The 11,933-nt window shown below is 43.7% G+C and carries 12 protein-coding genes; 11 read left to right on the top strand and 1 reads right to left on the bottom strand.

Translation table 11 applies throughout. From position 1 onward, the window contains the following. The first annotated feature begins 23 nt into the window (after window positions 1-23). The gene (locus CCC71_RS08435) at window positions 24-395 is read left to right on the top strand and encodes a CoA-binding protein (protein WP_021841471.1); all 372 of its coding nucleotides are present in this window, start codon (window positions 24-26) and stop codon (window positions 393-395) included. Window positions 396-491: 96 nt separating this feature from the next. Continuing rightward, the gene (trxA, locus tag CCC71_RS08430) at window positions 492-812 is read left to right on the top strand and encodes a thioredoxin (protein WP_021841472.1); all 321 of its coding nucleotides are present in this window, start codon (window positions 492-494) and stop codon (window positions 810-812) included. A gap of 376 nt (window positions 813-1,188) precedes the next feature. Here trxA and CCC71_RS08425 read toward each other — a convergent pair whose 3' ends face one another. Further along, complete coding sequence (locus CCC71_RS08425; RefSeq protein ID WP_226974287.1) at window positions 1,189-2,496, bottom strand: threonine/serine exporter family protein; 1,308 nt, start codon at window positions 2,494-2,496, stop codon at window positions 1,189-1,191. A 349-nt stretch (window positions 2,497-2,845) separates the two neighbouring features. Between CCC71_RS08425 and CCC71_RS08420 the strand changes: the two genes are divergently transcribed. The 9 genes from CCC71_RS08420 to murG all read left to right on the top strand — a co-directional run bounded on the left by CCC71_RS08420 (window position 2,846) and on the right by murG (window position 11,924). Then, complete coding sequence (locus tag CCC71_RS08420) at window positions 2,846-3,043, top strand: hypothetical protein (RefSeq protein ID WP_226974288.1); 198 nt, start codon at window positions 2,846-2,848, stop codon at window positions 3,041-3,043. 247 nt (window positions 3,044-3,290) lie between these two features. Beyond that, window positions 3,291-3,722 (top strand): division/cell wall cluster transcriptional repressor MraZ, encoded by a 432-nt coding sequence (gene mraZ / locus CCC71_RS08415; RefSeq protein WP_127058291.1) that lies wholly within the window; start codon window positions 3,291-3,293, stop codon window positions 3,720-3,722. A gap of 154 nt (window positions 3,723-3,876) precedes the next feature. After that, a complete protein-coding gene (gene rsmH / locus CCC71_RS08410; protein ID WP_021841475.1) occupies window positions 3,877-4,809 on the top strand; it encodes a 16S rRNA (cytosine(1402)-N(4))-methyltransferase RsmH in 933 nt (310 codons plus the stop codon). Between the two features lie 19 nt (window positions 4,810-4,828). Further along, window positions 4,829-5,245: a septum formation initiator family protein gene (locus CCC71_RS08405; RefSeq protein ID WP_021841476.1), complete on the top strand. Its 417-nt coding sequence runs from the start codon at window positions 4,829-4,831 to the stop codon at window positions 5,243-5,245. 62 nt (window positions 5,246-5,307) lie between these two features. Then, the gene (locus CCC71_RS08400; RefSeq protein WP_021841477.1) at window positions 5,308-6,792 is read left to right on the top strand and encodes a UDP-N-acetylmuramoyl-L-alanyl-D-glutamate--2,6-diaminopimelate ligase; all 1,485 of its coding nucleotides are present in this window, start codon (window positions 5,308-5,310) and stop codon (window positions 6,790-6,792) included. Between the two features lie 2 nt (window positions 6,793-6,794). Continuing rightward, window positions 6,795-8,171, top strand: a complete 1,377-nt coding sequence (locus CCC71_RS08395; RefSeq protein ID WP_021841478.1) for a UDP-N-acetylmuramoyl-tripeptide--D-alanyl-D-alanine ligase — start codon at window positions 6,795-6,797, stop codon at window positions 8,169-8,171. Between the two features lie 286 nt (window positions 8,172-8,457). Next, window positions 8,458-9,420, top strand: coding sequence for a phospho-N-acetylmuramoyl-pentapeptide-transferase (gene mraY, locus CCC71_RS08390; RefSeq protein ID WP_127058256.1), 963 nt, complete (start codon window positions 8,458-8,460; stop codon window positions 9,418-9,420). 12 nt (window positions 9,421-9,432) lie between these two features. Then, the gene (murD, locus tag CCC71_RS08385) at window positions 9,433-10,815 is read left to right on the top strand and encodes a UDP-N-acetylmuramoyl-L-alanine--D-glutamate ligase (RefSeq protein ID WP_296333435.1); all 1,383 of its coding nucleotides are present in this window, start codon (window positions 9,433-9,435) and stop codon (window positions 10,813-10,815) included. Between the two features lie 2 nt (window positions 10,816-10,817). Further along, complete coding sequence (murG, locus tag CCC71_RS08380; RefSeq protein WP_226974290.1) at window positions 10,818-11,924, top strand: undecaprenyldiphospho-muramoylpentapeptide beta-N-acetylglucosaminyltransferase; 1,107 nt, start codon at window positions 10,818-10,820, stop codon at window positions 11,922-11,924. Window positions 11,925-11,933 lie beyond the last annotated feature (9 nt).

Genomic DNA, 11,933 nt, shown 5'->3' with positions numbered 1-11,933 from the left:
ATATAGAGAGTTGAGGTGATAGGATGACACCAAAAGAAGCACTGACTAAAAAAGTTTGGGCAGTACTGGGCGCAACAAGCCGTAAAGAAAAATTCGGCTATAAAATATACGCTTGTTTGCGTGATCACGGATACAAAGTATATCCGGTGAACCCTAATGTAAATGAGATTGATGGCGCCACTTGTTATGCGTCACTTCACGATTTACCGGAAGTTCCCGAAGTAGTGGACTTTGTTGTTCCCGAGGCTGTAGGTTTACAGGCTTTGGAGGATTGCCAAAAGCTGGGGATTTCGGTAGTTTGGTTGCAACCGGGCGCTGATAAACCGGCCGTAGTGGCTAAGGCCAATGAGCTTGGTTTTGAAGTTATTCAGGACTGTGTTTTAGTTCAGATTTGACCGGCAACTAAATTTGTAGTTTAATATAATTAACACATATATTGATATTTATTTTCAACAATTTGTAAATTTGTTGATTTAGGAGGTTATTTAACTATGGCAAACGTAACAGAATTAACAGTAGCAAACTTTAAAGATACCGTAACTTCTAAAGAAGTAGCAATCGTGGACTTCTGGGCTCCATGGTGCGGTTACTGCGTACGCATGATGCCAATTTTCGAAGCTTTGTCTGAAGAATTGGGCGACAAAGTTGTATTCGCTAAAGTTAACACTGACGAAGTTGTAGAATTAGCTAAAGAATTCAGCATTGAAGTATTGCCTACATTCGCTATTATTAAAAACGGTGAAGTAGTAGACCGTAAAATCGGTTACATTCCACAAAACGAATTAAAAGCAGCTATCGAAGCTCAGTTATAATTTAATAACAAAAAATAGTAATCCAAACTATGCGAAAGAGGCGTTCACAAATCGTGAGCGCCTTTTTTTTTACCTAAAACAGCACAGTCCTTTATTTTTTATATCCCCCATATTCCTCCACTCCCGATTTCTTTGCCTCAAAGGCGCTTCTTGTTTCCGGCAAGAAGGTCACGATATGAATAAAAATTGCTCGTGTCGTAGAATCTCGAACTAAAATGGCACTACGGCTGTTGCTGTATGATAATTCTATATAAAAAATATATCGCCTCCATAGGGTCTTTTTTCGTAGAAAAACCAAGCCTATAAAAGTGCTATTTTTTATTCTTAAACAGTTAATAGCCGAGTGCCATTAGTTGAGAACTGAGGCGGGCAATTTTTATTCCGAGAGCGATTTCTGCCGTTCGCGAAGCGCTTTGTGCAAAGAAATCTCCTTTTTGCGATCCAAATAACTTCTGGCAATAATATGGGCAATGGCTACGCCGATGGCAATACAAATTATTGTGAAGACCCCGGTAATCCCGCTGCGCAAGGCGAATAGCAGGTTATCCGGTGTAAGGGAATTAATAGTCAGTAAGCCGAACAAGAAACGATATAAGAGTACGCCCGGAATCAGCGGAATTACGGACGGAATAGATAAAATCAAAGGCGCCGTTCGCAATAATTTATATGTTTTTAAGGCTAGCAAACCAATGATAGCGGATGCCACAAAACTGGCGCCAACGATGGTAAAACCGAAATCAACTATGAGTATATTTCGTGTAATGACGCTGATGGTACCGCCTATAGCGATTATCCAAAGCAGCCGATACGGTGTATTAAAAATAGTGGCAAAACTTACCGCACCTATTGCAGCGGCGATGGCCTGAATCGGTGTTACTACAACCGGTGTAATATTTAGGTGGGTAAAGGTGGAGACGTGGTCGAAATATAGAGCCATGGCGATACCGACGGACATGCTGCTAACAATTAAAAGCGTATGCATGGCCCTGGTCATTCCGGATACAATATGGTTATTAATCATATCGTCTACGGCGTTGATCAGAGGAACGCCGGGAATCAGAAAGAGGGTACAACTGACCATAGCATATACGATGCTGCCTGAGTCAAAGGTTGTATTAATCAGATTGGCTGTAAAAGTAGCGGCAAAGGAGGCCGCTACGATGCCAAAATAAAAGTTGATTTGATAGTGATGACAAATGTAGCGGGTTATAAAACCGATGACCGCACAGATGACGGTTACTAAAGCGGCTAACCAAGTGGCACCGAATAAAATGCTGAAAGCACCGCACGCAAGACCCGCTGCCAGACCGAGTAGGGGCGTCGGATATTTAGGCGGTGCGGCCTTAATCGTTTTCAAATGATCTTCGAATTCATCAAGACTGTAATTATTTTCAATGGCCTTCCAGGTTAATTTAGAAAGGGTTGAAAGAATGGTCATATTCACACCGTGTAACGGTGTTTTGCGAAAAACCGTATACGAGTGTTTTTCGTCATTTATATTCAACATTAAGGTCATATAGGTTATGTGAATATGAACAAATTGAGGTGGAATGCCCATGTAAGAGGCGGCGCGCATCATATCACGTTGAATGTGATTGGTGTTAGCGCCGTTTTGCATGAGCAACTGACCGTAATCAAGGAGGAGTTCCATTTTGCGGTGAATGGCTACAAAAGGTTCGCACATAATTTGAAACTCCGAAGGACCTCGGGAGCAGTGTTTATCATGTTTTATTTGATGTTGATGACTGCGCGACCGTGTAGTTCCGTGAGAGCGTGAGCCGTGAGTCGTATGAGGGGTTTTCTCTATGCTCATAGAATTAGTCCTTTCTATCAGTAAGCATGTAAGGGGCTTAATTTAATCCTTTTATCTGTCTAAGTATAGTATAGCAGATGCAAGCATTATTTTTGACTGATATAGATAATTATCATAAATGATGAAAAAAGACTGCAATCGTATGAAGTAAAGGAATACTGAAAACTATAGTCTTTCTGTTTTAGGAGTTGGCGTACTCAAAAGAGTCGGTGCACCGAATATGGAGATTTTAGAGGATCAAATAGTGGTCCCTGCTGTATCCCAAAAAGTGGAGGCTGCCGTATCCCAAAAAGTGGAGGCTGCCGTATCCCAAAAAGTGGGGGCTGCTGTATCCCAAAAAGTGGGGGATTTTTATCAGGTGCTGAAAGTTTTGAAAATAATCGGTGGCAAAAAGTGGTGTTTGTTAATGATTTTTTAGTTGTGGTGGTGTGAAGTGGAGGGGCTCAAAAATTAAAGCCTTATTTCTTCGCACATATCGACTAAAAGAGGGAACAAAAAATCGTTGTGGTAGCGCCAATTTGCGATTAAATGTTTGGTTAAAAGATTTTTTTGCTAAATTTCGCTAAAATTTGCAGATTTTATTGTTATTAAGTGGGGGAATGTGGTAGAATTTACCATATAGTGGTAGATAAGATAGGGAAAGTGTAAAAGGAGGTGAGACAATGATGTTCATGGGTGAATATTCACATACCATTGATACGAAGGGGCGCTTGATTATTCCCGCAAAATTACGCGAACAATTAGGCGAAACCTGTATTATGTCCAAGAGCTACGATAATTGTCTCGCCATTTATACGACCGAAGTATTTACCGCCAAGGCTATGCAGATGATGAAGCAACCGAACAACAAAGCCGGTGTTCGTGGGCTTAAACGTCAACTTTTTGCCAATGCCACCGAGTTGGAATTCGATCGTCAAGGTCGTATTTTGGTGCCGGCTACACTGCGTGAATTTGCCAAACTTCAAAAAGAAGTAATGGTACTCGGTATCGGGGATCACGTAGAAATTTGGAACCGTGAACATTGGTTGGCTTACCAGGAAGACATGGATGATAATATGGAACAATTATCAGAAAACATGGAAGACTTCTTCTTGTAATTTAAGCTGCAATTTAAGATTGAATGTTGAAGCTGTATGGTAAAAATGGAAGTATTTTGGCTATTTATTACGAAGTAATGCAATACTATAGCGATATAGTGAATGTTTGATTAAGGGTGAAAACATAATTTCGAAGTCGGAAAGGAGCGGACCCATGGAATTTCATCATGTAAGCGTATTGCTTAACGAAACAGTAAACGCTGTATTAACAAATCCCCATGGGATTTACGTGGATTGCACGTTAGGCGGAGCCGGTCATGCTCATGCGCTAGGCGAGCAATTGGCCGCTGACGGCTTACTCATCGGACTCGATCAAGATGAAGTGGCGCTGGCGACCGCGACGGAACGACTGGCTGATTTAAAATGCCGAGTTATGACGATTCCCACTAATTTCAAAGATTTGAAAACGGCCCTTACGAGCCGCGGCATTACGGAGGTAGACGGATTTATCTTTGATTTAGGCGTTTCAAGTTATCAGCTGGACACAGCGGAACGAGGTTTCTCCTATATGCAGGACGGTCCTTTGGACATGCGCATGGATAGGCAGGGGAACTTGACGGCTGCGGATATAGTCAATGGCTACAGTGAAGCTGACTTGGTGCGAATCATTCAGGATTATGGGGAAGAACGATGGGCGAAACGAATTGCACAATTCATAGTAGCGGCTCGTTCTGAAAAACCGATTACTACCACCGGTGAATTAACCAAAATTATCAAACAGGCCATTCCCGCCGGGGCACGCCGTGAAGGTCCGCATCCGGCTAAACGAACATTTCAGGCGATTCGCATTGAAGTGAATCAGGAGTTGGCTATTTTAAAAGACAGTTTTAAAGATGCAGTGGATTTATTAAAACCGGGCGGTCGTATCGGTGTTATTACATTCCACTCATTAGAAGATAGAATTACGAAGCAAACCTTTAAGGAATTGAGTACCGGTTGTATTTGTCCGCCGGAACTGCCGGTTTGTGTTTGCCATCATGTGGCAGTCGTAAAAGCAAGAAATAAGGCGATTGAGCCGGGCAATGAGGAAGTAACAGCGAACCCGCGAGCGCGGAGCGCCAAGTTACGGGTAGCCGAAAAGGTATAGATAACGGGGGGTTGATTATATGTTAGCGAGAAAGACAGTCGGTGTACGCGTTGCACAACCGACGGCGAGACCATATATACCAACTAAAACACGTCGAGCGAAGCAGGTTGGTGTATTTAGTAACGCGTCGCCGGAATTGAAACAGATTTTAGTGTTATTAGCCATGGTTGGCGTTGTAGGGGCTACCGTTTTGGGAGGCCGTGTGGTGAAAGCCGGTGCCGGTTATGAATTGGTAAGCATGCAACAACAGGTTGTTCAATTGACCAGAGATAATGAAGAGTTGAGTCTGGAAGTAGCGGAATTGAAGTCGCCTACACGGATTCAGCAGATTGCGCAAGATAAATTGGGAATGGTTTTGCCCGATGCTTTTGTGTACAACAGCAAAGGTACTACTGTAGAACGTGATGTGAAAGTAACAGCACGCATCAGGGACTAAACTACGGTATGAGGCAGCTCCGGAAGTGAGCTGCTTTCCTTGTTTGAGATGGAGGAAATGTTGTGAAAACAGTACAAGAATTAATAAATGTGATAAGCGGCGTAAGCGTCAAAGGAGCTACCGATACTGTTATCAGCCATATTACGGCGGATTCGCGAGAAGTAAAACAAGGCAGTTTATTTATCTGCCTAACCGGTGCTCATGTAAATGGTCATGATTATGTACAAAAAGCCGTTGAAGCCGGGGCGGTAGCTATATTGGCGTCAGAACCGATCGATGTGCCGGCTGCGGTAAGTGTACTGACTGTTGACGATACACGAATCGCTATGCAGCAATGTGTACCGTTTTTTTATGACTATCCCGGTTGTAAAATGCGTATGATTGGGGTAACCGGTACAAACGGTAAAACTACAACGACCCATATTATCGGCCACATCTTGCGAGCTCAGGGGTATAAAGTGGGGATCATCGGTACGGTTCACGTAGTTATTGGGGATAAAACCTATCCGATTCACAATACGACCCCGGATGTGGTTGACTTGCAACACATTTTGAGCCAAATGGTGGCTGAAGGGGTAACGCATTGTATCATGGAAGTATCATCGCACGCTTTGGCGCTCAACCGAGTGGCCGGCGTGGAATACGATACAGCCGTTTTCACAAATTTGACACAAGACCATCTCGATTTCCATAAAACCTTTGAAAATTACTTGGCGGCCAAATGTAAATTGTTTGAACAGGTAAGTGCGCCAAATCAACATAAGCAAAATAAAGGGGCTGTCATTAATATCGATGATCCTCACGGTGAACGCGTTATGACAAAGAACTCCGCACCGCTCATTACGTACGGTACTAAAGGGAAAGGTACCTTGGAAGGTGAAAACCTTACCATAACGGCTAAGACGAGCGCCTATGATATTGTGTATGAAGGTAAAGAATATCCGATTCACATGCGTATTACCGGTCTTTTCAATGTGTATAACACCTTGGCGGCCATCGGTGCTTGTCTCTTTGAAGGCGTGAAGATGGAAGCCATTATTGAAGCGTTGAGTGATTTCACGGCCGTACCGGGACGTTTTGAGTTGGTAGAAGAAGGTCAGCCGTTCGCTGTTGTTGTGGATTATGCGCATACACCGGACGGTTTGGAAAATATCCTGCAAACTGCTCAAAAAATTGTGGAGCGTCACATTCTCGTAGTATTTGGTTGCGGTGGTGACCGTGATGCCACGAAGCGTCCGATTATGGGCCGCATTGCTGCGCAGTATGGTGATGAAATCTTCGTAACTTCCGATAATCCGCGTACGGAAGATCCTAAAAAAATAGTGGCTCAAGTGGCAGAGGGTGTAAAAGAAGGCTTGCGGGAAGGTTCGGTATATTCCGTTATTACGGATCGCCGCAGCGCCATTCATGCCGCTATCAAAGATGCCAAAGCAGGTGATGTGGTAATCATCGCCGGCAAGGGCCATGAAGATTATCAGATTTTAAAAGATAAAACGATTCATTTTGACGATCGGGAAGTAGCCCGCGAAGCATTAAAGGAGAGATAAAAATGGCAGAGTTTACGCTCCGGGAGGTGTTGACCGTAACAGGCGGTACCTACAACGGGAAAGCAAGTGAAACAACAGTATTTACTAATGTATCCACCGATACACGTACCATTGAAGAAGGTTCGCTATTTGTTGCTTTGACGGGTGACACTTTTGACGGGCATGATTTTTTGCCGCAAGCCCGGGCTAACGGAGCGCTCGGTGCCTTGGTAAAACCGGGGCATACTGCCAACGATCTCATCTGCATTGAAGTAGCGTCACCGCTATTGGCGTATCAGCAATTAGCTAATTATCATCGCCGTCGTTTTGATATTCCCGTAGTTGCTGTTACCGGCTCATCCGGTAAAACTACGACGAAGGAAATGATTGCCGCTGTACTGGGCAGTAAGTTTAATGTTCTGAAAACAGAAAAGAACTTTAACAATGAAATCGGTTTGCCAAAAACATTGTTGCAACTTACAGCCGACCATGAAGCCTGTGTGGTGGAAATGGGGATGCGCGGGCTCGGTCAAATTGATGAATTGGCTCGCATCGCCGAACCGACGGTAGGTGTGATTACGAATGTAGGGAATAGTCATATTGAACTTTTAGGCTCTCGTGAAAACATAGCGAAAGCCAAGAGCGAATTGATTCAACATATTCCGGTTGACGGAACAGCTATTTTAAATGAAGATGATGAATTTGTTCGTCAGATGGGGAATTTAACGAAAGGTAAAATCATCTATTACGGCATCAAAGAAAAAGCGACTATTTCAGGCTTTAAATTGCGCTATAAAAAAGACGGCATTAAATTTACTTGCCGCAGTTTTGATGAAGTATTTGATGTATTCTTGCCGATGATTGGGGAACACAATGTATATGACGCGCTGGCCGCTATTGCGGTAGGCCGTTCCTTAGGTGTATCTTCACAGAAAATTGCTAAGGCATTGGGTTCTTTTAAAGGTATGCCGATGCGCCAGGAAATTGTTTCCTTTGGTGACTTCGTTGTCCTCAATGACGCCTATAATGCCAATCCTATGTCCATGGCGGAATCGATTAAAGCCTTGGGACAGCTCGACGGTAAACGAAAAATTGCCATGCTCGGTGATATGTTGGAGTTAGGTGAGTTTTCCGAAGAACATCATCGTGAAATCGGTCGTTTACTGGTGGCAGAAGGTTACGATCAAGTATATACTTTTGGTGAGGCCGCAAAATTTATTGCTCGTGAAGCAAAAGCGGCAGGCATTCGCATAGCTAAAATTTGCGACAGCCATTTAGATATGGTTAATGTATATTGTGATGTGCGCGCTAAAGGTGATGTTATTTTGGTTAAAGGCTCCCGTGGCCTTCGTATGGAACGGGTAGTCAATGAATTTGAAGACCGTGAGGCACTTCAATAAACAGTAAGAATTATGATAAGGAAGAACGTAAAGTAAGACCGTAAAGTGCCTTGGCAATGACCGTTAAGCACCTCAGTAAAGACGTTTGTCCGGTTGTGGTAGTTTGTAGCCGAAGTTTTTCAAAAAAACGAGAATTATATTTGCATTACAGCCTTATATGTACTACCATAGATAGCGGCTTTGTTTTTCTATAAAGCTAAAGCAGATAACAACATCTGTAAAACCATGTAAAAATAGTGAGTTAATCGGCTTCATAAAGGCCGTAATGTAAGGAGCGATAGTTCGAATGACCATGCAATTATTATTCGCGTTTATTACTTCCTTGGTAATAACGTTAATACTCGGAAAAATAGGAATACCGTTGTTACGGCAGTTACATGCACAACAAAGCATACGCGAAGACGGACCGCAAGCCCATTTAGCTAAGGCGGGCACCCCGACGATGGGTGGTATTTTCATGCTTTTGGCTATGGTGATAACAGTTCTTGTATTTGCACCGTTTCAAATGGCTACGTGGGTATTGTTGTTTTTGACATTAGGTCATGGCCTGTTGGGCTTCTTAGATGATTTTATTAAGTCCGTGAAAAAACGTAATTTAGGTCTTACGGCTAAACAGAAATTATTGGGACAGATTATTATGTCTGCCGTATTCTGCTATATTGCAACGGAAGTGATGGTAATTCCTACCACCGTCTGGGTTCCGTTTGTAAATACTACCTTCGATTTAGGCATGATGTACTATGTATTGGTATTTATCATTATTGTGGGGACTACGAATGCGGTTAACTTGACGGACGGCCTTGACGGTTTGGCAGCCGGTACGTCGGCAGCTGCGGCTATTGCTTATACCGTTATCGGTATGCTGGCGTTACAGCCGAGTGTGTCCTTCTTCGGTATTGCTCTTTGCGGTGCCGTACTGGGGTTCTTATATTTCAACTCCAACCCGGCTAAGGTGTTCATGGGTGATACCGGTTCCTTGGCATTGGGCGGTGCCTTTGCGGGCATGGCTATTTTAACTAAAACGGAATTATTGCTCATCATTATCGGCGGCATTTTCGTAATGGAAGCATTGTCCGTTATTATTCAGGTAGTATCCTTTAAAACACGTGGTGTACGCGTTTTCAAAATGAGTCCGATTCATCATCATTTTGAATTGTCCGGTTGGAGTGAGCAAAAAGTGGTAAGCCGTTTTTGGCTTGGCAGTTGCTTGTTTGCCGTATGTGGTTTGTTAATTTATGTAATGCGATAGGTAGGCGTAATCATGGAGTACAAGGGTAAACGAATTTTAGTGTTAGGCGCAGGTCGGAGCGGTATCGGTGCCGCTCATGTGTTGGGATTAATGGGGGCTGACGTTACTTTAAACGATTATAAAGAAGTTGCGTTTACATCGGCTGAAAAGGCACTATTGGAGGAGGCTCATGTAACCGTTATTACCGGCCGCCAGAATAATGAATTATTGGCGGCTGTTGATCGTATTGTAGTTTCACCGGGGATTGCTCTTACCATTCCTATTTTAGTGGAAGCGGCTAAACGGGACATGGATATTGTAGGCGAAGTGGAAGTGGCCTATGACATTTCCAAAGCACCTATTCTCGCTATTACTGGTACAAATGGCAAAACTACGACTACTACATTATTGGGCGAAGTCATGAAACAAACCGGTCGTCCTGTAATGGTGGGCGGTAATATTGGCGATTCATTGAGTGAAGCAGCCTATGAAATTCCGGCGGATGGTTATTTGGTGGCAGAAGTTTCCAGCTATCAATTGGAAACGGTAAAAACATTTAAACCATTGGGTGCCATCATGTTGAATATTACGCCGGACCACTTACAGCGCCATAAAACCATGGAAGCTTATCAGGCGGCTAAAGAGAATGTTTTTAAGCAACAAACATCGAAGGAGCGAACCGTCCTCAATATGGACGATCCGTTAGTGGCGGGGATGGTACCGCGCGTACCGGGCAAAGTACTTTGCATCAGTCAGGAACATGGTGTGACGGATGGAGCGTATTTTGCGGATAATCAGTTGTTTGCCGTTCGTAATAATGAAGCGGAAGCTGTTATCAGCACGGCGGATATTCATTTGCCGGGCCGACATAATATTGAAAATATTTTGGCAGTCATTGCTTTGGCTTATGATTTAGGTATTACCGCAACACAACTGCATGATGTAATCGCTAATTTTAAGGCTGTAGAGCATCGTCTGGAACGGGTTACGGTTATCGATGGAGCTACTTATTTTAATGATTCGAAGGCAACCAATACAGATTCTGCCATTAAAGCATTGGAATCATTTAAGGAGCCCGTTATTTTGTTGGCCGGTGGCTATGATAAGATGACGGATTTAACCGATTTTATGAACATGGTCAAAAAACATGCCAAAGCGTTAGTCCTCATGGGTGATGCGGCAGCGCGTTTTGAAGAATCCGCTAAAGCGGCCGGTGTTGAAGACATTGTGCGCGTCCGTTCTATGGCCGAAGCGGTAGCGAAAGGTCATGAATTGGCGAAACCGGGTGATGTGGTTTTATTGTCGCCCGCATGCTCCAGTTTTGACTGGTATCATTGTTTTGAAGAACGAGGCGATGATTTTAAAAATGAAGTATATGCATTAGCTGATATGTTGGCTAATAAGAAGGGGTCTTAGTCATGAAGCGTATAATTATTTCAGGAGGTGGCACGGGTGGTCACATTTATCCTGCCATTACCATTTATAAAGAAATAGCCGCTATGACGGAGGCTGAATTCTTATATATCGGGACCGATAAAGGCCTCGAAGCTACCTTGGTGCCTAAAGAGGGAATTCCTTTTAAAACATTGCCGGTAGAAGGTTTAAATCGTAATTTGTCATGGCATGCATTGGTGACCTTGGGCAAAACGCTTAGTTCTTTGTGGCAGGCCGCGCGCATTATTTCGGAGTTTAAACCGGATATTGTAATCGGTACGGGCGGTTATGTGTGCGGTCCGATTTTGTTGGCCGCAGCACTGCGGAATGTGCCGACTCTTATTCAGGAACAAAATACCATCGGCGGTATTACGAATAAAATCCTGAGCCGTTTTGTCGATGTAGTAGCGGTTGGTTTTGAAGATGCAAAAAAAGCATTTCCTAAAGCAAAGCGACTTGTCTATACCGGTAATCCGGTGCGTCCGGAAGTATTGGTGGATACCCGAGCGGAAGGGCGTGAGTTTTTTAACTTAAAAGATGATGAGTTTGCCGTACTTATTGCCGGCGGCTCACGTGGGGCACGCAGTATTAATACAGCCATGATTGAAGTACATGAGTATTTTAAAAACCGTAAAGGCATTAAATTGATTCATGTAACCGGGTCCGGTGAGTATGATCGGGTCCTTGAAGCATTGCATATTAAAGACGGTGAGGCCTACAGTGATTCATCAATAATTTTGCCGTATTTGCATGAAATGCCGAAAGCCTTGGCGGCTGCCGATTTAGCTGTATTTCGTGCCGGCGCCGTTGGTCTTGCGGAACTTACGGTGCGAGGCATTCCGTCAATTTTAATTCCGTACCCGTATGCGGCGGAAGATCATCAAACGTATAATGCGCGGGCGTTGGTAAGTGCCGGAGCGGCTCGTATGATTGTGGATAAAATGTTACAAGGTAAAGATTTGATTGGTGAAATCGAATTCTTCATGAACAATCCGCATGAATTGGGGCATATGTCGGCGGCAGCCAAGACGTTGGGTAAACCGGCGGCGGCTCACGATATAGCCCAATTAGCGCTGGAAATTGCAAAGTAAGGAATAAGG

Source organism: Veillonella sp. LMAG:90, from assembly GCF_008679445.1.
In the GTDB taxonomy this organism is placed as follows: domain Bacteria; phylum Bacillota; class Negativicutes; order Veillonellales; family Veillonellaceae; genus Veillonella_A.
This window is presented reverse-complemented; position numbering and strand designations above follow the sequence as displayed.